This window comes from Amycolatopsis orientalis (assembly GCF_000943515.2).
Taxonomy (GTDB): domain Bacteria; phylum Actinomycetota; class Actinomycetes; order Mycobacteriales; family Pseudonocardiaceae; genus Amycolatopsis; species Amycolatopsis orientalis.
On sequence record NZ_CP016174.1, the window covers coordinates 6961395 to 6986432 of the forward strand.

Here is a 25038-nt window from a genome sequence, read left to right on the forward strand (position 1 = left end):
CGGTCGTGGCCCGGCTTCCGTCAGCCAGTCCGGACCCGCACCGGGACACGCCAGAGTCGTCTTACCTGTCAATAAGTCAAGGCCGGGCCGATCAGGCGGCGAACCCGCAGCAGCAGAACCAGGGACTGGATACGGGGTCGTGAGTGGCGGTTCGGGTTATTGAGAGGCAAGGCAAACTTGGCGTGTTCTTCGCGATGCGGCGGTTGCGGGTCGCCACGGCTGCGACACCAGTGACCACACCCAGAACGCAACTAGAGGACTAAACGCGAGTTCACACCGAACCGATGGCCCGTGACGATACTTTTGACTTTCGTCTCAATATCTGTCATGACCACTCACGACGAGCCGCTACCGCGGCGGTTCCGCTCCATCGCGGAGCCAGCCGGGAACATGCTCGTCCGCACGCGGGTACATCCGAAGCTCCTCTTGGAAGAACCGCGCGTCTGGCCGGTGGTCCCAGTCAGGCTCGTCGTACCAGCCGTACTCCGCGCTGAACTTCCCGTTCACCACGAGGTGGAACTTGACGGACGTCCAGGTTCCCTCCCCCGGCTTGTACATGTCACCGCGCAGGCCCGTGAAGAAGGCCACCGCCTCCGGGGGCTCCCACTCGATCGCCTGGCCGAAAACGGTCAGCACCTGAGCGTGCAGCTCCACATAGCCGCCGATCGAACGGAAGTCGACGAAGACCTGCTGCCAGTCGACCGGCGCGTGCTGCATCAGGTGATCGCGGAACGCGGTGACCACCTCGCCGAGCTGTGCCTGGTTCAACGGGATCAGCTCGGTGACGTCCTTCTCCGGCGGGGCGGGGCGATCCTTCCATTCGGGCAGCTTGTCGAGCAGCCAATCCGGGGTGTGTTCCAGTTCCCTCGCGAAGAGCTTGAGATCCTCCGCGTAGTTCGAATCCTCGATGGCCGGATTCCACTCCGGTTCGTAATCGCGGTTGTAGCTGCGGAAGAAGGCCCCCGACGATTCGAGGGTGAACCTCGCGGAGAACCAGGCGCCGCGTTCCGGCTCACGCCGGTACTGCGCGACACGCAAGCGGGCCAAGGGCCGGTTCAGGTCGACGGGCGGGGCGATCTCGAGCGTGGAACCGTCGTCGCGAAGGACGGTCAACGCCAGGTCCTGGACCGGGACGGTCATCCGGCTGATCAGGTCGATGCGGCGCCAGCCCTGCTCCCCGACGAGGTCGACGAGCGCGTTCCCCACCCGCTGTTCCAGCTCGGCCGGATCGTCGTCAGCTCCGGAAGTCCCTGGGCCAGAGTTCGACGTTGTGGTCATTGGGGAAGCTCCTCACGTGGATGGTCGTCCTGCCGTTTTCGTCTACTTCACGCCACCGGACGTGGCGTGAGTGCGCGTCGTCCACCCCGCGGTCACGAAGCTCGAAGATATCTTCCCAAACGACATCTCCCGCCTTGTCCTGGCGACGCTCAAGCGCGAAGAAAGTGTCTTTCTTCGGGGTGAGCGGGGTGTTCTTGTTGCCCTGATTCTGTCGACGCCCTTCGGTGCCCTGGTTGATCGCCTCACCACCACCGCCTCGAGCGGTGCCGCGGTGGTGTCCACCGTCGTCGATGTTCCCGCTCTTGCCGTCGGGCTTCACCTCGATGCCGCCGCTCGCACCGACGCGGCTCTGAGCGGAACCGTCGCGCCGCAAGGTGGAGGCGCCGTCCGGATCCGGCACGCCCGACGTCGCGACGGTGTTGCCCCGGGCATCGGTGCGGTGGAAGGCCGTCCCGTCGTCCACACTGACCACCGCCGACTTCGGCGGGTGGTTGAGGTCCGCGTCGAACGGCTTTCCGGTGTGCACGTGGGTGACCGCCCCGGTGGGCCCGGTCTGGAAAGTGCCGTAGGGAAGACCGTTGTGGTCGACCAGGGTGAACCGGGTGTTCGGCGGCAGATCGGGCCGGTTCGTGAACGGCTCGCCGTGCTTGCCACTGAACGCCTTCGTCACCTGCTCCCGTTGATGAGGCGCCCAGTCCTCGGTCTTCCCGCCGGTGAACTTCTTGCCCTTCGCGCTGTAGGTGACCTCGTTGTCCGGCTTCGGCCACGTGTGCTCGGGGTTCTTCGCCCGCTTGGTCCCGTAGAAACCGTCTTGGGTGACATCGGCGCCGATCCTGTCGCCGTGCTTGATCTCGGCGTTCGTCCGCCCTCGCTGGCCGGTCTCCGCCTCGACGTGGGTGATCTTCCCGTCCGCGTCGGTGTAGTGGGTCGCGCGTGGTTGCCCGTACTCGTCGGTGACCGTATGTGCCTTGTCGGGCTCCAGCGTCGGATTTCCGTCCGCGTCCAGCTTGGGGTTCCCGGCGGCGTCCGTGTGCTTCCGGTTGAATGCTTCGGACTGCCCGACCTCGCGTTCGTGGTGTACCGGTGGACCGATCGTCTCGGGTCGTTCGTACTTCACGCCCGGCTCGGGAATCCCCTCCCCGTCGACGCGGTACTCCTGATGCATCGGCCCGCGGTCGACCCGGTAGTTGGCGTCACCGACGCGGTTCGCCAGCTCGGGATTCACCCGGCCGGGATGCTGGTCGGTGTCGATCCACTTGACCTTGCCCTCGCCATCGGTCTGGAAAGTGCCACGAGGACGGCCTTCTTCGTCGACGACGTGGTAGCGGGTGTTCCTGTCCAGTCCCGATCGGTGGCTGAACGGTTCGTCCACCTTGGGAGCCGGCATGTGCTCGTTCGGCACACGCACCGTCTTCGCCGGCCGCCGCGGTGTCTCGACCTCGGCGTTACGCGTGACATGGTGCTTGCCGTGGATGGTGTCCACCGCTTCCGCGGAAGTCACCGTATGGGTGGTGCCGTCGGCCTTGGTCGCGAACGAGTCCACCCGGTGGCCGACCTGGACCCGGTAATCGGCGTTGCGGGCGGGCCAGGCGACTTCCGCGTTGATGTGGTGCCGGTTGTTCGGCGCCACGGCGTCCACGTGCGTGACCACACTTCGGTGATCGGTGTAGGCGTGACTGCGCACGGTGCCGTCGGGACCGTATATGTCGTACCGGGTGTGGGGGTGCAGGTCCCCGGCCGACGCGAAGAACGAATCGTTCTCGCCCAGGTTTCTCCGTAGCACCTGCTCGAAGTGCGGCTCGTGCCACCTCGTCTGGATCTGCGGGTCCAGATCGGGGTCGGGAGCGCGGTGCGGGCCCAGAGGATCCTGGTCCGGGACACCCGTTTCCTCGCGTGGGGGAGGAGAGTCTCCGGCGTCTCCCCCGTCGTGGTGGCTTCCGCCCGGTGGCACCCGCTCGTCCGGGTTGATGACGGAATGGATGTCCCGCGCCGGGGGCACGTCCCCGTCCGGCGCGCGTGTCGGGCTCGGGTGCTGGGGGTGGTCGCCGCCCCGTGTCGGGTGCTCCGGCCGCCGGTAGTGCCGGTCCGGGAACGGGTCGCCCATCGGCATCCTCGAACCCGGACTGCGCGGCCCGAGTTCCGGCCAAAGCTCCCCCGTGCTCCAGTCCGAGCGGTGCGAACGGGTGGGCGGCCGCGGTGTCTCCGGCACGGCCCCCTCCGCTCGGGCCGCCGCGGCGGCCGGGGGCGCCTGACCCGCCAACGCCGGCTCGCCTTTCGGGGCGGGCTCAGGAGGTTCGACCTGACGGGGCTTGCCTGCGTCGAGGTCCACGTCGACGAACTCGGTGTCGTGCCGCGGCGCCCGTCCGGGATCACCCTCCGGCAGGGAGGCCGGAGTGGACTTCTCCGGTGTCTTCTCCTTGTCCTTCGAGGTGGGATCCTTCGGGGCGGGTTCCCTGGTGGGATGCGGCGTCGGCGGCTCGCTGCTGGGCGTGATGTGGTGCCCCCGTGCCATGTCCTCGCCGACGTGCACCAAGCCGAGGATCCGCGCCGTCGTGTAGATCACCTTCTGGGTGCGTGTCCGCGGGACGACCGGGGCGGCCGTCGCCCATTCCTGCTGCGCCTTCCGGACGGTTTCCGCTTCCGGCAGCACCGTCGATTCGCGCGTGTCGGCCGGGTCGACCCGGTCGGACATGCGGACTTCCCCGGTCTCGGGGTTGATGGTGGCCCTCGGTTCGTCCACGTCCCTGGCCCGATGTCCCGCCGCTTCGACCTCCCTGTTCGAGGTATTCGTCCGCTCGTGATGGACGGGCGCTTCGGAGGCGTCGGGCCGGGCGGCTTCGGACGGGTTCTCGGCGCGTGAGGCCGGCGAGGACTCTTGCTCGCGGTGCGACGCGGGTGGAGCCTCCTCGTTCGCTTTGGGAGCGGGGGAACCCTGCTCCGTGCCGGTGGGCGGAGTGTCCTTTCCGGACGCGTGGGGCGTGCCCTGCTCCATGGCTTCGCCGACGGAACCAGGCCGTGCCGCGGGTTCCGGGCGAGCCGAGGGCTCGGGCCGGGTCGCGGGCTCCGGGCGGGTCGTGGGCTCGGGCCGGGTCGCGGGGTCGGGGCGGGTCGAAGGCTCCGGAGTGCGGTCGGGAACCCGCTCTTCCGGTGTCCTGGCGGGCCGTCGTTCGTCGGGTACGTGTTCCGGAGTCCGGTCACCAGGCGGCCGGTTCGGCGGTCGCTCCGGCGTCGGCCCGTCCGGCGTCCGGTCCCCTGGCGGATTCGTCGGCGGAGTGTCGTCGGGCGTGCGTGGGTTGTGCGGCGGAGGCGGGGTGTCACCGGTGTGCGCCGGAACCCCGGCGGGCGAATGTCCGAGGCCCACCTTCGAGAGCAGCGAATCAACGCCGGGGACCTTGCGGACGGCCTTGGCGGCCAGTTCGGTGCCGGTGGGGATCTTGGTGATCGCCGTCCCCGCCTTTTCGGCGACGCGGCCCACGGCCGCCACGGCACTGACCTTGCTTCCCGCCGCGGCGGCGCCCGCGCCGCGGAGCCCCGCTCCCGCACCCTTCGTGCCGAGCACGGAGCTGACGATGTTGAAGGTGGCCTTGCCCGCCGCGCGCGACGGGTCCTCGCTCCAGGTGTCCCACGCGACCAGCTCCTTGCCCGCTCCTTTCAGCGTGTCGCCCATGGCACCGCGTTCGAAACCCGGGATGCCGACGGTCTGGTCGAGCTGCGCCAAACCCGGGGTCGAGTAGGTCGCCACGGCGAGGCCGAACTTGCCCAGTCCTTTCCACGCCGTACCGAAGGTGTCCCAGGAGAAGTGCCCGTCGCCATAGCCCGCGAGCGCGGCGAAACCGACGAACATGTCGACGGCGCCTTCACCGATGCCGACGAAGAACCCACCGATTTTTCCCCAGAAGCCCTTCGATTTCGGCTTCTTCGGCGCTTTGGTCTCCTCCCCCGCCGGTTTGCCGACCTTGGTCGCGTAGTCGTTCATCAGTGTCGCGATCTGCTGGGCGACCTTGATGGCGAACACCGTCTGCGCCGCCCAGCTGGTGCAGCGGCCGAAAAGCTCGTTGTTGTCGGAGATGTGCTTCCGGATGTCGTGCTTCGCGGAGACGATGAGATCCCCGTAGCTGCGGCAGGCTCCGGACAGGCTGTTCATCGCGTTCACCATCTCCTTGACCCCCGATTCGCCGGGCGAACCGTTGTTCAAGGAATGAATGGCGTAGTAGAGCTCGAAACCGGCCGCGTCCCGCCATGCCTTGCGCAGTTCCCCGGCGGCGTTGTCGGAAAGCAGGACGGCGTCGTTCAGCGCCTTCGCGGAGTCGGTCCACGCCGTACCCAGATCCCACGCGGCGGTTTCGCTGTCCGACGGCCAGATCGCTTCCCTGGGCTGTCCCCCGTTCGAGACCACCCAGTTCCAGAGATTCCCCTCCGGCTCGACGATGTCGCTCATGACCGGGGCGGCTTCACCGGTTGTACTGGCCGGCGGCGGCACCGTCGGTCGACTGATAGGCCTGCACCGCCTGGCCGCCGTTGTCCGCCAGTTGCCGGTAGATCCCGGGAATCTGGTCCATGGCACCGGTCACCGCGGTCTTCGGCGCCGAGTAGAGAGCGGTGAAGGCGCGCCCCAGCGGGCCGCCGCCGATCCGCTCGGGGGCGTCGATCTTGCCGCGTTGCAGCAGCCAGGCCGGTTCGAGGGTGTCACCCGCGGCGCGCAGCCTGTTCAGCTGTCCCGTCGTTTCTTCGGGGGACATGTCGATTTTCCCGGTCCCGCCCTGATCGCCGGTCATCGGCCCCTCCGGTCGAGTTCGTGCAACAGCGGATCGAACCGCAGATCGGTCGTCCCGGGGGTCGCGTCGGCGGGCAGGAAGCCCGCGACTATCTCCATGACCTCCTCCTGGGACCGTTCGACGGCGCGGCGGAAGGTTTCGGTGATGTCCCGCGCCAGCGCGGCCGAGTCGGGCGCCCGGTAGATCCGCGGGTCCAGCCACAGCTCGATGAGCTCACCGGCCCCGCCGACGGTCACGCCGATCAGCCCGTCGTCGGATTCGGCGGTGGCGCGGATCCGGGCCATCCGCGCTTGGGTGGACCGGATGTCCTCGGCCATCTGCCCGTACTCCGCCCGCATGTCCAGTTGGAACGGCGAATCCATGACACCTCCCCTGTTCGCGTCCTCGCCAGCTTGTCGCCGCCGGGGACTTCGCGGGGCCACGTGACCTGTTGCTGTCACGGGGACTCATCGCGCCGCTCCGCGCACGACCATGTGACACGGAGAAAGGAGCCGCCCCGATGACCTTCGACGTGGTCGGCCTGTGCCACCGGGAACCCGATGCCGGCACCCTGGTCTCGGCGATCCGGACCGCGAGCCCGCTGTCCGAAGTGGACTCCGACGATGACCGCTTGCTCTTCCTGCTGCGGCATCCCGAGGGACGGGTGTTGCTGGCCATCGAGAGCGGGCGTCTGGTGCGAGTGCCCGGCGAAGTGCGGCGGCTGCTCGGCGTGGAGGTGCCGCCACCGGTGTGGTGGGTCGAAGGGCGCGCCCCGGACGGCGACGCCGAAGCGGAAAGCGTGGCTCGGGAGTTCACCGCCGCCCTGGTCGCCGCGACCGGCGGAACGACGTGGGCGAGCCGATGAGCACACATCCCGCCGCCGACCGCGCGACCTCCGAAGCCCTCGTCGTCGAACAGTTCCGCGACGTGGTTCCCGCCTCCAGTTGGCTGGTCGACGCGGCTAGAACCGCCGTCGACACCGGACGGGTGCTGCAACTCGTCACCCACTCGCGCGGCGGCCTGACCTACCCATTGGAATCCTTGCTCGCCGACGCGCGGGCCGGCTGGGTCGTGCGTGACGACTTCGGTGGGTATCGCGACGGCTTCCTGGGCCTTCCCCTGATCTGGAAAGACGCCCGATTCGTTCCAGACCAGGGCGCGACGATCCCCACCCCGCGAAAGTACTCACCGGGCAGCGGGGATCTCGAAGTCCGGATCACGACGTCGTACCCGGCCGGGGAACCACTCCGGCTCGGCCGGAGTACTGAGATCGCGATGCGGACGCTCACCGGTTCCGGGCCGCTCGGCTGGGGTGTCGCGGAACCGGTCACCGAACCCTGGTCGGCTTCGGACGTCTCCGCCCATTGCCTTCTGCGCGCGCCGCGGGCGGCCTCAGTGATCGTCGTCGGAGAAGGCGTGACGGGGCGGTTGCAAGTGTCCCAAGTGGACGAAGACGTCGTCGAGGAACTCCGGCTCAGCGGTCCGGCGGCGGGCTCGGTGGACACCCGCCGGATCGAAGACCTGGCCGCCGAGTGCGCGGGCACGGCGACGCGCCTGATCGTCGCCGCGCATCCCGGGCGTGTCCACGGCGTGCGTAACTCGACCCCCGCGCCGCCCGCGCTGCCCTACGGAGTCCTTTTCGGACACGACCTGGTCTCCGCCTTCGGCGTGGCGCACGCGCACCGGACGCCGGCCGCGCGCGTGAAACTCCTGGGCGCGGGCTCCCGCAAGGCACTCTGGTGCCGGTTCGACGGCGGCACCTCGGCACCGTTCGAACAACTCACCGACATCCTTCACCACTACGGCAAGCCCGCCGGGAGCTGAACCAGTGAAACGAAACCAGGTGGCCGCGCTGACCGCGGTGCTCGCCGTGACGGCTCAGTTCTTCGGAATCGCACCCCCCGCCCAGGCCGCACCCCCGGCGGGTGCCTGTCATACGCCGGAACCGGCGCGCTCCGCCGTACCGGCGCAACCCTGGGCACAACAGGCCCTCGACCCGCGCCGTGCGTGGCCGCACAGCCGGGGCGGCGGGGTGCTCGTCGCCGTGGTCGACTCCGGGGTCGACGCGGATCATCCGCAACTCCAGCGGCCGGGGAAGGTCCTTCCCGGCCGGGACTTCTATCTCGCCGGCAGCTATCCCGGCGCGTTCGACTGCGTGTCCCACGGCACCGGCGTGGCCGCCATAGTGGCCGCGGACCCGGTGGCGGGCATCGGATTCCACGGAGTCGCGCCGGACGCGCGGATCCTGCCGGTGCGGATCAGCGATCGCGACGTCGGCGACCAGGGTGAGGCACTGCGGATCGATCCCCAGGTCGTGGCCAACGGCATCCGGTACGCCGCGGACCAGGGCGCCAGGGTCCTGAACCTTTCGCTGGCGGGACACGAAGACTTCGCCGTCATCCGCGACGCCGTCGCCTACGCGGTCGCGAGGGATGTCCTGGTGGTGGCCGCGGCGGGCAACGCGCAACGGGACGCGACCACCGAACTGCCGTCTTATCCGGCTTCCTACCCCGGAGTGCTCGCGGTGGGCGCGGTGGACATCGACGGCGCGCGGATCCAGGGCTCCCAGGTGGGCCGGTACGTCGATCTCGTCGCGCCCGGCGCCAAGGTACTGACCGCGACGAGGGTGGCGGGCCACGCCTATGTCGACGGCACGAGTTTCGCCGCCCCGTTCGTCACCGGTACCGCGGCGCTGGTGCGGTCGGCCTGGCCCGGCCTCAGCGCCGCCGAAGTCGCGCAGCGGCTGATGGCGACGGCGGCCCCGGCGCGCGGGGGGCAGGGCAGTCCCGCTTACGGGGCCGGGCTGGTCGACCCGTACCGGGCGGTGACCGACGGCCTCGATCCGCAGAAACCCGCGGCCCTGCCCGCCTTCGTCCCGTCGCCGCCGGATCAGGCGCGGCTCGACCGGGAGGCCCGTGACGAGCGGACGGCGACGATCGCGACGTGGCTCACGGTCGCCGCGGTGACCGGAGTCGTGCTGGCCGCGCTGATCGCGGTGATCGTGCCTCGTGGGCGACGCCGTCGCTGGCGACCCGTCCGCGCCGCCGCCGTGCCGGATCAGCCCACCGTGGTCGAACCGCCGGAACAGGTCTTCCTGATCTCAGAGCCGTGAGGACCGGCACACCGCGGGCGGATCCACGGTCCCCGGACGCGACGAATCCCCGGAGCGCGAGGCTCCGGGGATTCGTCGTACCCGCGACCCGTCAGCTGAACAAGGCGCTGCACTGCGTGACGCAGTCCTGGTAGCCGTCCGCCGTCGTGTTCGTGGCCCTGCTCTGATTCTGGCCACGCTGGATGTCCTCGTCGGCGATCTTGCGGTCCTGCATCACGGCCGCGTACATCTCTTCGTTGTTCTGGCCGCCCCAGAAGTCCTGCGAACGCAGCGCCTCGTGCCGCTGGTCGTCCAGCGACTGTTCGTGCTGGCTCATGGCGTTCTGCAGGCCACCGGCGATCGAGTGGAGGTCGCTGAACCTGGCCGAGATAAGTCCGTCGGACATTTGTCTTCCCCTTCAACCAGTACGGGCTAGATGACCTGAGAAATGACGGTGTTCCCCTGGTCGTCCACGTCGGAGTAGCGGACGGCCGCCTGGGTGATCCCGTCGGCCATGGTGTCGATGTTCTGGGTGTTCGTGGTCCAGCTTCCCTGCCTGTTGAACTCGACCCCCTCGAACGCCTTGCTCGCCTGACCGTTCCAGCCGGAGCTCAACCCCTGGATGCTGCTGAGGCTCGACTGCACCTGGGCGTTGATTTCCTCGCCGATGGACCTGGTCTTCAGGCCGAACGAGGACATCTCGGGCGTCGCGCCGTAGATCTGGTCGTAGCTCATGTCTTCCTCCATTCCACGACATAGGTGATCCCTTACCTCCGCCAAGTTAGTGAGCGATCACGGCGCTTTCCGGTGGTCGGCAGCTTCCTGCCAGCCCGGCCACGGGATCACCGTGGTGGCCGACGATCGATGGCGTGTCGACAGTCGTGGTGAAGCGCCCCCTCCGCAGGCCGGGCCCGGAGATGCCGTCCGGTGAGCTGATCCTTCAGCCGCCGCCGGAGATCCCGCCCCCGCCCGCGCGGCAGTGGGCCCAGGTGCTGATGGTGCTGCCGATGGTGGCGATGACGGCCGGGATGCTGCTGATGTATTCCGGCAGCATGGCGGGGTCGATGCGGTTCGCCATCTACGGGATCATGGGCGTCGGCATGCTCGGCATGGTCGTGATGGGGTTCCTCCAGGGCGGCGGCCCGAGCAAACGGGAAATGGGGCACGCCCGCCGGAAGTACCTGCGGCATCTCGCCCAGCACCGGTTGCGCCTGCGGCGTTCGATCCGCAAGCAGCGCGAGGCGATGGAGTACCTCCACCCGGATCCGGCTTCGCTGTGGTCCCTGGCGGGCAGCTACCGGCTGTGGGAGCGCCGCAAGGAGGACCCGGACTTCGGGGTCGCCCGCATCGGGCTGAGCGCGCAGAGTCCGGGCACCACCCTGGTCACGCCCGACACCAAACCGCTCGAAGAACTCGAGCCGCTGTCCGCGCTGGCGCTGCGCCGCTTCATCACCGTGTATTCCACTGTGGACGGATTGCCGATCGCGATCGCGATCAACGGTTTCAGCCGGGTCTACCTCCGTGGCGACCGGAACGCCGCGCTCGGCATGCTGCGCGCGACGCTGAGTCAGCTGGCCACCCTTCATTCCCCCGACGACCTGCGGATCGCGATCTGCACCGACGAGGAGCGCCGCGCGGTCTGGGAGTGGACCAAGTGGCTGCCGCACGCGCTGCACCCCGCACGTTCGGACGCCCTCGGCCCGCTTCGCCTGGTGGCGCCGAGTATCCCGGCCTTGGAGTCGATGCTGGAGGAGGAACTGGCCAAGCGGCCCCGGTTCGATCCCGAATCGGACGTCCGGCTGCCCGGACCGCATCTGGTGGTCGTGCTGGACGGCGGCGCGGTCGCCGGGTCCTCCCACCTCATGACCGGGGGCGGCGTCGAAGGGGTGACCGTCGTCGACCTGACCACGATGCCACCGAGGGCGCTGGACCGGACCACCGTCGTCCTCGCCGTCGACGAAGCCGGCGATCTGCTCAGCGAGACGATCGACGGCGAAGCACCGCTGGGCAAGGCGGACCGGTTGGGAGCCGTCGCCGCCGAAGGGCTCGCCAGGCAGCTGGCGCCGTTGCGGCTGACCGCGGGCTTGCGGGGCGAGGCACCGATGAGCACCGAACTCGGTCTCGCCGAACTGCTGGAACTGGGCGACCCGTACGAATTCGATCCGGCCGACACCTGGGAACCGCGGCCGAATCGGGACCGGCTCCGCGTGCAGTTCGGCGTCCAGGCCGACGGCGCGCCGATCGAACTCGACCTCAAGGAATCGGCACTGGACGGCATGGGACCGCACGGTCTGCTGATCGGGGCCACCGGTTCCGGCAAATCGGAACTGTTGCGCACCCTCGTCCTCGCGCTGGCCGTCACACATCCGCCGAGTTCGCTGAACTTCGCACTGGTCGACTTCAAGGGCGGCGCCACCTTCACCCGGCTGGACGCTTTGCCGCACACCAGCGCGGTGATCACCAACCTCGCCGACGAACTGCATCTCGTCGACCGGATGACCGACGCGATCAACGGCGAACTGATCCGCCGTCAGGAGCTGCTGCGGGCGGCGGGCAACTTCACGTCCATGCGCGAATACGAGAAGGCGCGGACAGCGGGGGCCCCGCTGCCCGAGGTGCCGACGCTGCTGGTGATCTGCGACGAGTTCTCCGAACTGCTGTCCGCCAAGCCCGATTTCATCGACATGTTCGTCCAGATAGGACGGCTGGGGCGCTCTCTTGGCGTGCATCTGCTGCTGGCCTCGCAGCGGCTGGAAGAGGGCAGGCTGCGCGGCCTGGAAACCCATCTGTCCTACCGGATCGGGCTCCGCACGTTCTCCGAGATGGAGAGCCGGACGGTACTCGGGGTCACCGACGCCTTCAAACTGCCGCGTGCCCCCGGGCACGGCTACCTCAAGGTCGGGACCGAGCAGATGGACCGGTTCCGCTCCGCCTACGTGTCCGGCGTGTACCAGCGTGCCGTCGGCGGTGGGGTGACCACCACACCCGGGGAACGCCTGGTGCTGCGGGAGTACACCACCGCCTACGTCGCCGAGGAGTTCGACGTCGAGCCGGAGGAGACCACCGAACCGGACGACGACGCCGTCGGCGAGACCTTGCTGGACATCCTGGTCGACCGGCTGGCCGGGCAGGGCACCCCGGCCCATCAGGTGTGGTTGCCACCGCTGTCGGAGTCGCCGACGCTGGACGCCCTGCTGTCGCCGCTGGTCGCGGACCCCGTGCGCGGGCTCACCGCCGGGACGAACGGTTCGCTGCGGCCGGTGCTGGGCATCGTGGACCGGCCGTTCGAACAGCGGCGGGACCCGCTGGTGCTGGACCTGACCGGTGCGGCGGGGCACGTCCTGGTGCTGGGGGCGCCCCAGACCGGGAAGAGCACGGTCCTGCGCACGCTGATCACCAGCCTCGCGCTCACCCACACGCCCAGGGAAGTCCAGTTCTACTGCCTCGACTTCGGTGGCGGGACGCTCGCGTCGATCGCCGGCCTGCCGCATGTCTCCGGCGTTTCGGGCAGGCTCGACACCGGTGCCGTCCGGCGGACGGTCGCCGAAGTGGCGACGATCCTGGCCCAGCGGGAACGGATGTTCGCCGAGCACCAGATCGACGGCATCGCCACCTATCGCAGGCTGCGGGCCGAGAACCGGTTCCCGGCGGAACGGCACGGCGACGTCTTCCTCGTCATCGACGGCTGGCAGACGCTGCGCAACGACTTCGCCGAACTCGAGGAGACGGTCGGTGACATCGCCGCGCGCGGCCTCTCCTACGGCGTGCACGTCGTGGCAGGCTGCTCGCGTTCGTTCGATCTGCGGATGAATGTCCGGGATCTGTTCGCCAGCAGGCTGGAACTGAAGATCGGCGACCCCATCGACTCCGTGATCGACCGGCGCGCCGCGATGAGCGTCCCCGCCGACGCGCCAGGGCACGGAATCGCCATGAGCGGGCATCAGATGCTGATCGCGCTACCCCGGATCGACGGCGTCACCGAGGCGGACGACCTCGCCGACGGCATCGGCGCCCTCGTGGAAGCGGTGAAGTCGGCTTGGCCCGGCGAGCCCGCGCCTTCGGTCCGGTTGCTGCCCGGAATCCTTCCCTACGAAGAACTTCCCGCCACCGACGGCGCGGAAGGTGAGGAGCCGGGACTCGCGGTCGGGATCCACGAACGCGATCTTTCGCCGATGCGGCTCGACTTCGCCACCGACCCGCACTTCTTCGTACTGGCGGACACCCAGAGCGGGAAGACCTCGTTCCTCCGGGTGCTCGCCAAGCGGATCCAGAAGGCCTACCGGCCCGACGAAGCCCGCGTCATCCTGGTCGACCACCGCCGGAGCCTGCTCGGTGAAGTGGGCGAGGAACACCTTCTCGGCTACGGCACCGACGACGAGCGAAGCGGCCGGATGCTCGCCGAGACCGCCGCGGCGCTGAGGAAACGGCTCCCAGGTCAGGACGTCACCCCCGAGCAGCTGCGGAAGCGAAACTGGTGGCAGGGGCCGGAGATCTTCGTCCTCATCGACGACTACGACATGGTGGCCACGCACAAGGAACATCCGCTCATGGCGTTGCTGCCACTGATCGCGCAGGGTTCCGACATCGGCCTGCACGTGGTATTGGCCCGCCGTACCGGTGGCGCGGGCCGCGGGCTGTTCGAGCCTTTCCTCGGCAGGCTCAGGGAAGTCGGCACGCCCGGCCTGATGATGTCCGGCGACCGTGACGAAGGCCCGTTGCTGGGCGGAATGCGAGCGCAGGTCCTGCCGCCGGGACGCGGCTGGCTGGTGGACCGCCGCGGTCAGAAGGATCTCGTGCAGCTCGCCTGGCTACCCGCGATGACCGAAAACGACCGGAGGAACGACGATGAGCGGTGACCGGATCAGCGGCGACACGGACGCGATGCGGGAGTTCGCGTCGCGGATCATGGCCAGTATCGAGGCGACCCCAATCAGCCCCATTGCCCGGATCGAAGAGTCGACACCGTGCCCGGGCGGGCTGGACGAGCTCTGCATCCATCTCACGCACGCCGAGAACGAAACCATCCCCAAGCTCCAGACCTTCATCACGATGGTCGAGCAGGGATTCGCGGCTTACGCCTCGTTCGTCCAGCAGACGGCCACGAACTATCTCCGCGCCGACGAGGCGGGCAGGCAGGAGATCTTGACCGCCTTCGTCACGCGGCCCAAGGACGACCTTCCCTCGATCGATCCCCGATTGCTCGACCCGCGTGCCGGACGGCGCTGAGGAGATCCCATGGCTTCCATCGAAGAGATGTACCAGCGGATCTACGCCGAGGTGCAGGGCCACATCCCCAAATTGGCGAGCACCGCGTGGCTGTGGCGAGACGCGCGAACCTGGATTGGCGAGCAGGCGAAGCTCCTTAGCCAGCAGGCGAATCAGCTCGTCACGCAGGACTACTGGCCGGACGCGGCCGGACGGCAGTTCCTTGCCAGGGTGAACACGGACCTCGCCGCCATGAGTACCTGGACGGACCCGAGCTCAAGGATCACCGTCGGCAGGCATGTCACGACGTCGAACGTGTTCGACACCATCAGCGCACTGGACAGTGGGTTGTGGGGGGCCCAGCGCGCGGCGGAGCGGCTGGTCCTCCACTACAACGGCCTGTCCGACGAGGAGAAAGGCAAGCAGCGGCAGGATATCGAGGGGAAGATCGCCGGCGAGATCACCAAGCTCGCTCCGCTGTACGAGGCCGCGGCGCTGGGCATGAGGGGCGCCGTCGGCGTGGACTGGTCCGGTCCGCGGGCCGCCACGTCCCGACAGGGTCAGCAGGGACCGGTCACGAACTCCGGTCCTGCCTCGAACTCTGGTCCCACCTCGGCTTCTCCCAATGCCGCACCGTCACCCACCGATCCGCAACCGCAAGAGCCCACGCCGACCGAAAAAGAAGCACCCGAGGCGACGGATCCGCTCAAGGACGCCCTTGAAGCCGCGCCTGGTGCTTTGGACGCGCTGAGTCAGGCGATGCAGTCGGCCCAACAGCTCTTGGGTGGCGGAACGGGCTCGCCGAACCCGTTGCCACTCAACCCGGTCGATCCGCTCGGCCCGGGCGACCCGCTCTCGCCCTCTCTGCCACGGGTGGAGCAGCTCGCGCGGATCGGCGACGGTGCTTCGGGTCTGCCGAGTCTCGCCGGAGGTGGAGTAGGCCCCGTCGGTGGCCCCGCCGGCATGGGTGGCGGGCCGGTCTCCCCGGCCGCGCCGGTCGGCCCCTCTGCACCCGCAGGCATCGGCAGCACCGCCTTCCCGCCAGTGACTTCGTTGTCCACCACGGGTTCCAGCAGCGCGAGCGCCTCTGGCAGCCCGGGCACGATGCCACCGGCGCAACAGCAACCACAGCACGGCGGAGCGAAGACCGGCGGCGGGATCAAACCCGGCGCCGCCGAACACGCCGCCACCGGACGATCCCGCGATCGCAAACCCGGTACGACGCCGGGGGTTTCGCTGCTGGGCCGGTCCGGACGCGGCCGCCCCGTCCACCGTGCCACCGAACCGGCTCCCGCGCCCCGGCGCTGGGACCACGAGAACGACACGGTCCAGCTGCTCGACGAAGAGCTGTGGCAGGTCGACCAGGAAGACAGTGGTCCGCGCTACCGCGCCGGACAGTGAGGAGGGGTAGATGCCCGATCAAATCAACGCGGATACCGAGTCGATGAGCGCCTATTCGAGCAAGCTCACCGCCCCGGAGATGCCGCCGTCACTCGCCCGGCTGGGGACGCCGGTGAATTTGGCCGGTCTCTTCGAAGGGATCGCGATGTCGGTGCTCGACAAGGCCGCCACCGCGAGTATGGCCGCGTTCATGACGAAGATGACCGAAGAGATGGTCACCGACTCGACGAAGGTCAAGACCGCCGCGCTCACCTACAGCGCGGCGGATGTCACCAGCGCCCTCGAACTGGCCACGTCCGCCACCAAGGTGCTCAAGCAGGGCATCGACCTGGTGAAGAAGACGGCCGGCTCCGGGCAGCAGCAACCGTCCACCACCGAAGAACCGGCCGACCGGCCTGCGGGCGACGCCCCGCAGAGCCTGGTCTGAGGAGCTGATCATGGCTGTTCCCTACAATCTGCTGCCGATCGAGGCACATCTGGCGATGATCACCGCCGAACAGGCCAACATCGCCGTCCTCACCGACGCGGCGCGTATGTGGACCGAATCCCGCGCCTGGATCGAAAACGCCACGACCGAGCTGCACACGCGGGTGAACGAGTTGTCGCCGACCTGGAAGGACGACGCCGGCCGCGCCCACGAAGAGAAGGCGCAGCGCTCGCTCGCCGAACTCCGGTTCTGGGGTGAGCGCATCGATCTGGCCCAGCCCGCCGAAACCCTGACGACGCTCGCGAGCGGCATCCAGGAGACCCTGCAGGAAGTGGCGGTGCTGCACGGGAAGTACCTGGAGGCGTTGTCCACCCCGTTCACCGCGTGGGCCGCTCCGCTCTTCCAGCAGGCGTCGGGCGCGCGGATGACCGCGCTCGGCGCGCAGTTCGACATGTCGATGCTCAAGGTCGTTGCGGCGTCCGGGATCCAGCAGCCCGATCACCTGATGCCCGAGATGCCCCGGCCCGCCGCGGAAGGGAACTCCCCCGCCGACTTCATCAAGGCGGCCGAGGCGGGGATGAACGCGCTTTCGGAGGTTCAGGGACTGGCCGAATCGGCCGGTGTCGGCGGTGGGGGCGGCGGCACCCTCCCGAACATCGAACTGCCGGACATTCCCGGCTATGACGGATCTTCCGGTGTCTCGCTCGCCGGTCTCGCGCCGCTGCCGACGGCGGCGGGCGCGGTCCCCGCGCTCGGTGGGCTGCCCGGAGGTTCGGGGGCACCGCCGGTGCCGACGGGGCTGCTCGGCGGTATCGGCGTGGCGGGCGGGCTGACCGGGCTCCCGGTGGCGGCCAAGCCGGTCGGGACGAAGAAGGCCCCCAGCCTGGCTTCCGAAATCCAGCCGGGGGCCGCGACGACATCCGGCACGAAGGCGGCGACCGGCCCGATGTCGCCGATGTCGCCACCGCACACCGGTGGGCAGAACACGGCGAGCACGCTTCGCCCGTCGTCCCGGGACCAGCCGACAGGACGGAACGGCTCCGCCCGGCGGGCTTCCTCCGGCAAGAGCGACGGGGTTCCGGCGAAGCTGCGCGGCCGGGCCGCCAACGGCACGCAGGACGCCGGGTTCACGCTGCCGCACGGGCGGCGCTGAGTTGAAGTAGCTGAAGGGCGCTTTCCCCGCATCTGATGCGGGGAAAGCGCCCTTCGTTGCATGAGACGCGGGGAAAGTTCCCTTCAGCCGCCCAGGGTCTGGCGCCGTGCGGCGGCGGGATCGAGACTCGGACCCTCGGGCAGCCGCGCCACCAGACCGGCGGGAAGCCGGACGGGACGCGCCGTGGAGTACCCGAGCATCTTCAGCACGTCCGGCGAAGCCAGCGGATAGCGGCGCCCCATGTCGGTCACCACGGTGAGCGTCCCGGCGGGTGCCGAAGAGGAAGGCATCGCCTCGACGACGATCGCGCTGCCCGGGGGCACGTGGACGCGGTCCGCGAGCGGTGTTCCGGAGGCGGTCCGGCGCGCGGTGGTGGACATCGGGTCGGCGGGCGGCAGGGTGGGATCGACGGTCAGCGAAGGGGCCGCTGAGCCGTCGCCGAAGGTGGCGCACACGGTGGTGTCCTGATCGCGCAAGCGCGCGATCCCGGGACGGACGGCGGGGGCCGCGCCCGCTTCGGCCTGGATCGGGTCCAGTTGCCGGGACATGGTGGCCAGCGAAGGCGGCAGTGGCACGGTTTTCGGTTCGGTACCGGGATAGGCGGCGAGCATCTGGGCGCTCGCGCGCTGGACGTCGTACTGCAGTTCGGTGATCGGCCGCAGGGCGTCCCGTTCGGCGAGGTAGTGCTGTTTGCCGCCGCCGGAGGTCTGCACCATCAGCAGCATCCCGTTCCGGATGTCGCTCCGGCCCGGCACCGCGGTGGACACCTCCCCGGCCGCCGCGACGGGGAGCGGGCCGATCGGTGTGCCCTCCGGCAGCACGTCGAGCCACGCCCGGCCGACTCTCGCCCACGGTTCGGCGGTGAGCGCGAGGCCGGTGCCGACGGCGCCGTAGTCGTTGATCTTGTGCCGGTGCCCGCGCCACACCAGGAACCGGTCGCCGGTCGACGTCGATTCCACGAGGAGCGCCTGATCCCCCAGTTCCGCACCGCCGGACGGCGACGCGCCCGCCAGCAGTACCGATTCCTCGATCCGGCTGCCCGCGAGGTCGCTGGCGGGTGCGGAACAGAGCGACCACGAGCCGGTGAGCAGTCTTTCGGCGCCGGGCAAGGCGTCCGGCGCGTCGGCGATGCCGATCCGGGGCCCACGTGGGACTCCGGTGAGCGAGTCGCGCGAAACCCGTTCCGTGGTGCGGTGGTCGCCGAGCAACAGTAACGCCGACGCGTAGTTCGCGACGGGGTGCAGCCTGCCGTCCAGGTAGACGTATCTGGTGCCGGTCTCCTTCTCCACGATCACCGCGGAGTCCTTGCGCCACGCGTTGTTCCCGCCCGGCACGATCATCCCGTACACCCCGACGCACGCCAGCGCCACGATCGCCAGCGCGACACTGGCGAACGCGGCGCCGGACGGACGGCGGAACGGCGGCTGCTCCGGATCGGTCTCCCTGGTGACGAGCGCGGAGATCGCGCGCTGCACCAGGAACTGGTACGCCTGCAGTTGGTCCCTTTTGGACGCCATGGTTTCAGCCCCCCAGTCCGCGCACGTAGCCGTACAGGCCGAGTACCGAACACGCCACCGGCACGATGGCGATCATCACCAGGATTTCGAGATATTCGGCGATCCGGCCGAGGTACGGGTTCGCGGCGCGGGTGCTCAGCACGACACCGGAGGCGACCACGATCGCGGCCACCGCCAGCGACAGCGGCCCGGCCAGGACGAGCAGCAGCGAGCGGTCCGCCATGAGCGGACCCGCCAGCAGGCAGCCTGCCCCGAAGATCCCGGTCACCAGCACCAGCAGCCGTTGCCGCAGGATCGGGTACAACCGCGCCCGCAGCCCGAAACCGGCCGCGAGCAGGGCGACGAGCGCGACAGCGGCCTCGCTGTCGCTGCGGATCAGTTGCAGCTGGCAGTACATGACGACGAGCGCCGCACCGCCCAGCATCCCGGTGAGCAGCGCGTCCGCTCTGGCCACGGCGGCGTGCACGAGGTCGAGCGGTGGCTGGGGATCGTCGCGGACGAGGTCCGCGGTCGAACGCGGCAGCACCGGCATCGGCACCCGGCCGAGCCGCAGCGCCAGCGGCGCGAACGTGGTCGAGAGCACGAGGACACCGCCCCCGATCACGGCCGCCGACCGGTAGCCCGCCAGGTCGTCGAACGTGGCCAGCCAGCCGCCGAGCACGCCGAGCAGGCCGACGGTGGCCGCTCCCGCGAACAGTTCCGGCGCGGCGGTGACGCCGAGATGGCCGACGACGGCCGCGAGCAGCAAGGCGGCGCTCGCCAGCAGCAGATGACCGGCGGACAGCGCGCCGAGGGGATCGTCGCCGGCCAGCAGCAGACCACCGCCGGTGAAGGCGAACGGGAGCGCGACGGCGGCGAGGACGGCACCGGCCCCGGCGTCCCGGAGTGCCCGCGCGAGCAGCACGCCCGCGGCCAGCAGCAGCGCGGAGACCGCGAGGGCCCACGCGGCGGGGGACGTCCAGGGCGGTCCGGCGCGCAGCACGGCGATCAGGCCGAACGCCATCGCCACCGCGCCGGCCGCGAGCCCGGCCTGCCGCGTATGCCGCGGCCCCCAGGCCTTGCCGGTGCGGGCGGAACCGGTGGCGATCGCGTCCACGAGGTCGTCGTACTCGGGCTCCGGCCATTCGGCGCGGCGCGGCGTCAGATGGAGGATCTCGCCGTCCCGGACCCGGTGCGCGCCCAGCGTCCGGTCCAGATCGAAGGCGGTCCCGTCGGCGCGGCGCAACTGCCAGCCGCCGCCGGCGACGCCGTCGTCCGCCATCCCCTCGCCCGCCCGTGCGAGCAGGCCGGGGAGGATTTCGGCGACGGAGGCGTGTTCCGGCAGCGCCATGTCGATGCGCCGGTGCGGAGTGGTGATGGTGACCCTGACCAGGCCGGCAGTCTGCATGGGAAAAGGGTCTGCCACCGGCCGGTCCGCCGGGCCGGTTCGGCAGGAACCTGCCGCCGGGAAAGTACGCCGAAACCGGCTTTCTTGCGCGACAATGGACCCATGAGCATCGAGACCACCGCCGGCGCACCGGGACTGCTCGCCCAGGGCCCCGTCGCCACCGTCTACGCGGGCCGGGATCCCGCTACGGGCAACGACTTCGCGGTCAAGATGTTCCCGGGCTCCGTCGACCGCGAGACCTCGGCGTGGCTCGAACGCGAGCGCAAGGCGCTGGCCGCCGTGCGGGCGACCCGGTCCGTCCTGCAGATCGACGACGTCATGGCGTATCCCGACGGCCGGTGGGGTCTCCGCCGTGAACTGTGCCCGGGTTCCCTCGCCGGACTGCTGGATTCCGGTGCCCGGCTGGGAGTTCCCGATGTGCTCGCCCTCGGTGCCGCGGTCGCGTCGGCGCTCGCCGCGGCGCACGGAGTGGACGTTCTGCACGGCGGCGTGAGCCCGCACAACGTGCTGTACCGCGCGTCCGGGGAGTTCGTGCTCGCCGACTTCGGGGTGGCGCTGCGACGCCGGTTCCCGCGCGACCCGATGTACGCGGTCGAGTACACCGCGCCGGAAACCCTGCGCGACGACACGCTTTCCCCCGCGTCCGACCTTTATGGACTCGGCGCGGTGCTCTATGCCGCGTTGACCGGCACGCCGCCCTTTCCCCGGCACACCGGGCAGCAGCCCGGCGAGCGGATCCTGCAGGTACTGCGGGAACCGGTGGCGCCGATCCAGGACACGAGTGTCCCGAGGGAGCTTGCCGGCACGATCCTCCGGTTGCTGGCCAAGGATCCGGCCGACCGGCCGCAGGACGTGGCCTCGCTGGCCCGGCTGTTCACCAAACTGCGCCGGCCGGGCGGCGAGGTCGTCACCGGCGAATCCCCTGACCTGCCAGGCGAAGAAGAGGAAGTCGACGTCGAATTCGACGACTTCGCCGAGGTTTCCCGGCCCGCCGCTCCGCCGTCGCCGGTCCACCGGGCCCAGCCGCCCGTTCAGGTGGTGCAGGCGCCGCCGTCGGGCGGCCGCACGCTGATCCGCGAGTTCAGCGGTCCCCTCAAACGGGAACGCGGGATTCCCTGGCGGCCCATCGCGTTGACGGGCGCCGGGGTGCTCATCGCCGGGCTGGCCGTGGTTCCGCTGGTCCTCGGCCCGGCGCAGGTCGGCGGGCAGGCCCTCCCGGTGGCGGCTTCGGTCCCGCCGCCGTCACCGGCCTCCGCCCCGGCGCCGGACGTCAAGCTCGCCCTCGCCCCGCCGCAGGATCAGAGCGACCACGTTCAGCTGACCTGGACCGCGGAAGGCGAACTGGACTTCGTCGTCATCATGGCCGGCGAGCGGCTCGAGCCGAAACAGCTCGTCGCCCACCGCCAGCGCGCGCTGGAGATCCCGGTCGACCCGGCGCGCCGGTACTGCTTCCAGCTCAGGGCGACCGACGGCCGTCACGTCTACACGACCGACCCGGTCCCGATCCGCGGCGCGCGCTGCAACCCTTAGCCGCCGTCATCCCTTGAACGGCAGCAGGGTCCGCGGCTCGAGTGCCGCCAGCACCCGAGCCGCGAACGGTCTGGTGGCCAGTCCCTTGCGCACCTCGCCGACCTCCTGCCAGGCCCGCCGGACGGCGCCGTCGCCCACCGGGACCCCGGACCACAACGTCACGTCCAGCACCTTGGCCAGCCTGGCGACCGGCTCGCGGATCTCTTCTCCGGCAAGGGAACCCGCCGACTCGGCGAGATCGCGCGGGGTCATCCCGATCCGGAACGGCACCCCGTGCGCGCGCAACCGGTCACGGATCTCGTCCCAGGCGCCGAGCACCCCTTCGGCACCGGACCGGCGACGCCGTCGTCTGGTACGGACGACCTTCGCCGCCGGAACCCCGAAGAGCCAGGCGAGTCCGAAAAGGACGATCGCCGCGCCGAGCGCCATCCACCACCAGTCCGCGCCCGCGTCGGCGCTCTGGTCCTCGGGGGCGTCCGGCGGGGTGCCCGGCGGAAGCTGCGGCGGCCGCAGTTCCTGCTCGGCGGGCAGCTGGGCCCTCGCCCGCGCGACCGCCTTGCCGGGACCGCCCTGTTCCTGTCCCGACTTGCCCGCGGTGGCTGTCGGGTCGAGCGCGACCCAGCCCGCCCCGGCGACCGCGACTTCGGGCCACGCCAGCACATCGCGGTTGCGGACGACCTTCATCCCGCCGTCGGTTTCGGCCGAACCGCGGAATCCGACGACCAGCCGGGCCGGGATACCGCTCATCCGTGCCAAGACCACGTACGCGGCGGCGAACTGTTCGCTCGTCCCCCGCTTGCTCTCCAGCAGGAAATGCCGCAGCTGCGGCCAGCCGTGCCCGGTCGGCAGGTCCTCCTTGTCCACCGCGACCTGATAGTTCTTGCTGAGGAAGCGTTCCAGCTGCAACGCGGACTGGAACGTCGGGCGCAGACCGCGCACGGCGTCCCTGGCCACCTGTTCGACCTCCGGGGGCACCGTCCCGAGTCCGCCGAGGCCGCCCGGGGCGCGGGCGTCGACCTCCCCGGCGCCGAGATCGACCTCGGGCGAAGACCAGCTGAGCCGGTAGGACCGCTCCGGGCCGGACGACGGCGAATCCATCATCAGGGTGCCCGCGGACTGGTCCACCAACGGGGTCAGGCCGTCGACGCCGGTGAGGTCCGCATGGCTCGGCAGCCACGGTCCGGCGAGTCCGCGCACGCGCAGCTCGGCGGCGCCCGCCACACCGTCCGGCGCGCCGTCGAGGCCCGCGCCGAGCCGCCGGAGCCGGGAATCGGCCAGCCAGTTCGCCCCGTCGAAGCCGTTCAGCACGATCAGCCGCCATTGATCGACGGGGGTGTCGCTGCGATAGCGGAACACCTCGTCGTCCGGGCGGGTGAGCCGCTGGGCGATCTCGTCCAGCGGATTGCCCAGCCTGCTCCGCGGCGGCGGCGCGGCCTGGGCGTCCTTGAGGGTCAGCGGAGCGCGGCCCGCCGGATCGAGTGCGGCGAGCGCGACGGCGCCGGCCACAAGTGCGACCACTGTGGACAGTGCGGGCCAGACCGCCGATCCCGTCATCCGCCAGGAGAACCGCGGCCCGCCCGGGGCCCGGCTCACCGGCGAGGTGCGACGGCCCGTCCACAGCAGCAGCCCGGCGGGCAGCGCGTATCCCAAAGCCGCCGCCACCGCGGTGACGCCCGTCAACGCCTGATACGCCTGGGCGAGCCCGGCGACGAGCAGGCTCGGCACCAGCGCCACGAGCGGTTTCTTCAGGCGCAGGAACAGTTCCAGCCCGAGTACGACGGCGAGCAACACCGACAGCGGGACGAACAGCAGCTGCTCCGGGACGGGCCGAGCAGGCCAGGTGGACTGAAGGGTGAGCTGCCAGCCTTCGGTGAAGCCCCGGGCCACCGCGCGCACCGACTCCGCGGTGGGCAGGAAGGCGAGGGTGGTCGAACTCAACACCGTTTCGATCAAGCCGAGGATGCCGAGCAACGCCACGAGCAAAGGCCGATAGGGCGCCAGTTTCGGGAACTTCGCGGTCAGTTCGACGCAGCCGTAGCCGATGAGGACGACCACGAGGACCGGGACGAGCAACGACTCCCAGCCGAACACCGGCGCGAACAGCGACCCGGCGACCCCGGTGGCGCCGAGCAGCCCGGCGACCGCGATCCGGTCGAACCGGGCGCTCACGCGGTCCCCGCCAGGGAGTTCCACTGGGCGGCGGCACCGGCGGCGTCGACCGCGATGATCACGCCGCCGGAACCCGCCGACGGCCTGAGGTCACCGAGCCGGACCACCGTGTCCGGCCGCCACCGGGCGGCGTGGCCGAGGTCGGCGTCCGGTCCGGTGATCACGACCAGTACCCCGCCGGGCCGTTCACCGGCGGCGAGGACCGAAGGCAGCAGCGGCGCGCCGTCGGCCGCGTCCTGGGTGACGAGCGCGAGTTCGTCGAGCAGCGTCCTGGCCGCGCGCACCCCGCTGTCGGTCAAGGTGTCCGAGCCCGTCGCGGTGATCAGGCGGCAGTGCTGCCCGGCCGACGCCGACGCGTAGCACAACGAGGCCGCCACCTCGACGGCTTCCTCGAACACGGCGGGGCTCATCGACGCGCGGCGCGTGTCGAGTACGGCGGTGAACCGCGGCTGGGCGGGATCCGCGTATTCGCGCACCATGAGCCGTCCGGTCCGGGCGGTCGCCTTCCAGTGCAGATGCCGGACCTCGTCGCCCATCACGTACTCGCGGACCGCGCGCAGATCGGCCGAACCACGCAGCGGCGGATCGGTGATGGGGCCTTCGTGGTGGTGCCGCGGATGGCCGGCCTGCGCCGGGCGCACCGCGTGACGGCGCGGGTGGACCCACAACCACGCGGTGCCGCCGATGGTCTGGTCACCGCGTGCGAGGTCGAACAGATCCGGCCGGTGCACCACCAGCGGGCCGACCCGCAGCTTCCCGCGGGCCGTCGTCGGCAGTTCGTAGTGGTACGTCGCCTCTGTGCCGGGGGCGAGCGGGCGGACGCGCAGGCGATGCGTTTCGGCCCCGATCCCGTCCCCCGCCGAGAATCCGCCGTGCCTTCGCGCACCGGTGTTGCGTACGACGAGCGAAGCCAGGGCGGGTTTCCCGCGTTCGACGCGATCCGGCTGGACGGTCCGGCCGATCTCCACCTTCGGCCGGAACCTGGTGGTGGCCAAGGCGATCAGCACCGCGCCCGCCGCGATCCCGGCGAAGGCACGGAAGAACGTGTACCCGGCCAGTTCACCGAGGGCGTAGAACCCGGCGGCGAAGGCGAGGACGAGGACGCCGCGGCGGGTGAGCCGCACGC

19 protein-coding genes are annotated in these 25038 nt (G+C 70.3%); 9 read left to right on the top strand and 10 right to left on the bottom strand.

The window, feature by feature from the left end; translation table 11 throughout:
• Positions 1-348 precede the first annotated feature (348 nt).
• Genes SD37_RS43400 through SD37_RS30200 form a run of 4 tightly spaced genes read right to left on the bottom strand, consistent with a single transcriptional unit; the run spans position 349 to position 6415 of the window.
• Entirely contained in the window at positions 349-1278 is a 930-nt protein-coding gene (locus SD37_RS43400) for a hypothetical protein (protein WP_174567866.1), read from the bottom strand.
• The gene (locus SD37_RS30190) at positions 1235-5716 is read right to left on the bottom strand and encodes a WXG100-like domain-containing protein (RefSeq protein ID WP_065913017.1); all 4482 of its coding nucleotides are present in this window, start codon (positions 5714-5716) and stop codon (positions 1235-1237) included. The genes SD37_RS43400 and SD37_RS30190 overlap by 44 nt, the downstream gene beginning before the upstream one ends.
• Before the next feature lie 13 nt (positions 5717-5729).
• Positions 5730-6053: a WXG100 family type VII secretion target gene (locus SD37_RS30195; RefSeq protein WP_044855501.1), complete on the bottom strand. Its 324-nt coding sequence runs from the start codon at positions 6051-6053 to the stop codon at positions 5730-5732.
• The gene (locus SD37_RS30200) at positions 6050-6415 is read right to left on the bottom strand and encodes a YbaB/EbfC family nucleoid-associated protein (protein WP_044855502.1); all 366 of its coding nucleotides are present in this window, start codon (positions 6413-6415) and stop codon (positions 6050-6052) included. The genes SD37_RS30195 and SD37_RS30200 overlap by 4 nt, the downstream gene beginning before the upstream one ends.
• A gap of 137 nt (positions 6416-6552) precedes the next feature.
• Between SD37_RS30200 and SD37_RS30205 the strand changes: the two genes are divergently transcribed.
• From SD37_RS30205 to mycP, 3 genes are read left to right on the top strand one after another with little or no spacing between them, the layout of a single operon-like run.
• Entirely contained in the window at positions 6553-6897 is a 345-nt protein-coding gene (locus SD37_RS30205; protein ID WP_044855503.1) for a hypothetical protein, read from the top strand.
• Positions 6894-7856, top strand: a complete 963-nt coding sequence (locus SD37_RS30210; RefSeq protein ID WP_236725146.1) for a DUF6177 family protein — start codon at positions 6894-6896, stop codon at positions 7854-7856. The genes SD37_RS30205 and SD37_RS30210 overlap by 4 nt, the downstream gene beginning before the upstream one ends.
• Positions 7857-7860: 4 nt before the next feature.
• A complete protein-coding gene (mycP, locus tag SD37_RS30215) occupies positions 7861-9144 on the top strand; it encodes a type VII secretion-associated serine protease mycosin (protein WP_083255120.1) in 1284 nt (427 codons plus the stop codon).
• 91 nt (positions 9145-9235) lie between these two features.
• On the opposite strand, the gene SD37_RS30220 is transcribed toward mycP, so the two are convergent.
• Together SD37_RS30220 and SD37_RS30225 are read right to left on the bottom strand one after the other, a co-directional pair.
• Complete coding sequence (locus SD37_RS30220; RefSeq protein WP_044855506.1) at positions 9236-9529, bottom strand: hypothetical protein; 294 nt, start codon at positions 9527-9529, stop codon at positions 9236-9238.
• A 26-nt stretch (positions 9530-9555) separates the two neighbouring features.
• The gene (locus SD37_RS30225) at positions 9556-9858 is read right to left on the bottom strand and encodes a WXG100 family type VII secretion target (RefSeq protein WP_167369669.1); all 303 of its coding nucleotides are present in this window, start codon (positions 9856-9858) and stop codon (positions 9556-9558) included.
• 134 nt (positions 9859-9992) lie between these two features.
• Here SD37_RS30225 and SD37_RS30230 point away from each other — a divergent pair, with 134 nt between their 5' ends.
• Genes SD37_RS30230 through SD37_RS30250 form a run of 5 tightly spaced genes read left to right on the top strand, consistent with a single transcriptional unit; the run spans position 9993 to position 17309 of the window.
• Positions 9993-13979 carry a type VII secretion protein EccC gene (locus SD37_RS30230; RefSeq protein WP_044855508.1) on the top strand — a complete coding sequence of 1329 codons (3987 nt, stop codon included), beginning with the start codon at positions 9993-9995 and terminating at the stop codon, positions 13977-13979.
• Positions 13969-14349 carry a hypothetical protein gene (locus tag SD37_RS30235; protein WP_044855509.1) on the top strand — a complete coding sequence of 127 codons (381 nt, stop codon included), beginning with the start codon at positions 13969-13971 and terminating at the stop codon, positions 14347-14349. The genes SD37_RS30230 and SD37_RS30235 overlap by 11 nt, the downstream gene beginning before the upstream one ends.
• Positions 14350-14358: 9 nt before the next feature.
• The gene (locus SD37_RS30240; RefSeq protein ID WP_044855510.1) at positions 14359-15729 is read left to right on the top strand and encodes a hypothetical protein; all 1371 of its coding nucleotides are present in this window, start codon (positions 14359-14361) and stop codon (positions 15727-15729) included.
• 10 nt (positions 15730-15739) lie between these two features.
• Positions 15740-16156, top strand: a complete 417-nt coding sequence (locus SD37_RS30245; protein WP_037317024.1) for a hypothetical protein — start codon at positions 15740-15742, stop codon at positions 16154-16156.
• 10 nt (positions 16157-16166) lie between these two features.
• Positions 16167-17309 carry a hypothetical protein gene (locus SD37_RS30250; RefSeq protein WP_044855511.1) on the top strand — a complete coding sequence of 381 codons (1143 nt, stop codon included), beginning with the start codon at positions 16167-16169 and terminating at the stop codon, positions 17307-17309.
• An 83-nt stretch (positions 17310-17392) separates the two neighbouring features.
• Here SD37_RS30250 and eccB read toward each other — a convergent pair whose 3' ends face one another.
• Both eccB and eccD read right to left on the bottom strand, forming a co-directional pair.
• Positions 17393-18826 (bottom strand): type VII secretion protein EccB, encoded by a 1434-nt coding sequence (gene eccB / locus SD37_RS30255; protein WP_044855512.1) that lies wholly within the window; start codon positions 18824-18826, stop codon positions 17393-17395.
• A gap of 4 nt (positions 18827-18830) precedes the next feature.
• The gene (eccD, locus tag SD37_RS30260; protein WP_044855513.1) at positions 18831-20213 is read right to left on the bottom strand and encodes a type VII secretion integral membrane protein EccD; all 1383 of its coding nucleotides are present in this window, start codon (positions 20211-20213) and stop codon (positions 18831-18833) included.
• A 102-nt stretch (positions 20214-20315) separates the two neighbouring features.
• Between eccD and SD37_RS30265 the strand changes: the two genes are divergently transcribed.
• Positions 20316-21743, top strand: coding sequence for a serine/threonine protein kinase (locus tag SD37_RS30265; protein WP_044855514.1), 1428 nt, complete (start codon positions 20316-20318; stop codon positions 21741-21743).
• Positions 21744-21749: 6 nt separating this feature from the next.
• Here SD37_RS30265 and SD37_RS30270 read toward each other — a convergent pair whose 3' ends face one another.
• On the bottom strand, positions 21750-23912 hold the full coding sequence (locus SD37_RS30270) for a transglutaminase TgpA family protein (protein WP_044855607.1): 2163 nt from the start codon (positions 23910-23912) through the stop codon (positions 21750-21752).
• Positions 23909-25036 (bottom strand): DUF58 domain-containing protein, encoded by a 1128-nt coding sequence (locus SD37_RS30275; protein WP_044855515.1) that lies wholly within the window; start codon positions 25034-25036, stop codon positions 23909-23911. The genes SD37_RS30270 and SD37_RS30275 overlap by 4 nt, the downstream gene beginning before the upstream one ends.
• Positions 25037-25038 lie beyond the last annotated feature (2 nt).

What these genes read in the sequence shown, in the direction of transcription:
- SD37_RS30200 (WP_044855502.1), bottom strand. Translation starts at nt 6,415, where the DNA reads ATGGATTCGCCGTTCCAACTGGACATGCGGGCGGAGTACGGGCAGATG.
- SD37_RS30265 (WP_044855514.1), top strand. Translation starts at nt 20,316, where the DNA reads ATGAGCATCGAGACCACCGCCGGCGCACCGGGACTGCTCGCCCAGGGC.
- eccD (WP_044855513.1), bottom strand. Translation starts at nt 20,213, where the DNA reads ATGCAGACTGCCGGCCTGGTCAGGGTCACCATCACCACTCCGCACCGG.
- SD37_RS30250 (WP_044855511.1), top strand. Translation starts at nt 16,167, where the DNA reads ATGGCTGTTCCCTACAATCTGCTGCCGATCGAGGCACATCTGGCGATG.
- SD37_RS30205 (WP_044855503.1), top strand. Translation starts at nt 6,553, where the DNA reads ATGACCTTCGACGTGGTCGGCCTGTGCCACCGGGAACCCGATGCCGGC.
- SD37_RS30210 (WP_236725146.1), top strand. Translation starts at nt 6,894, where the DNA reads ATGAGCACACATCCCGCCGCCGACCGCGCGACCTCCGAAGCCCTCGTC.
- SD37_RS43400 (WP_174567866.1), bottom strand. Translation starts at nt 1,278, where the DNA reads ATGACCACAACGTCGAACTCTGGCCCAGGGACTTCCGGAGCTGACGAC.
- SD37_RS30235 (WP_044855509.1), top strand. Translation starts at nt 13,969, where the DNA reads ATGAGCGGTGACCGGATCAGCGGCGACACGGACGCGATGCGGGAGTTC.
- SD37_RS30190 (WP_065913017.1), bottom strand. Translation starts at nt 5,716, where the DNA reads ATGAGCGACATCGTCGAGCCGGAGGGGAATCTCTGGAACTGGGTGGTC.
- SD37_RS30240 (WP_044855510.1), top strand. Translation starts at nt 14,359, where the DNA reads ATGGCTTCCATCGAAGAGATGTACCAGCGGATCTACGCCGAGGTGCAG.
- eccB (WP_044855512.1), bottom strand. Translation starts at nt 18,826, where the DNA reads ATGGCGTCCAAAAGGGACCAACTGCAGGCGTACCAGTTCCTGGTGCAG.
- SD37_RS30195 (WP_044855501.1), bottom strand. Translation starts at nt 6,053, where the DNA reads ATGACCGGCGATCAGGGCGGGACCGGGAAAATCGACATGTCCCCCGAA.
- SD37_RS30220 (WP_044855506.1), bottom strand. Translation starts at nt 9,529, where the DNA reads ATGTCCGACGGACTTATCTCGGCCAGGTTCAGCGACCTCCACTCGATC.
- SD37_RS30245 (WP_037317024.1), top strand. Translation starts at nt 15,740, where the DNA reads ATGCCCGATCAAATCAACGCGGATACCGAGTCGATGAGCGCCTATTCG.
- SD37_RS30225 (WP_167369669.1), bottom strand. Translation starts at nt 9,858, where the DNA reads ATGAGCTACGACCAGATCTACGGCGCGACGCCCGAGATGTCCTCGTTC.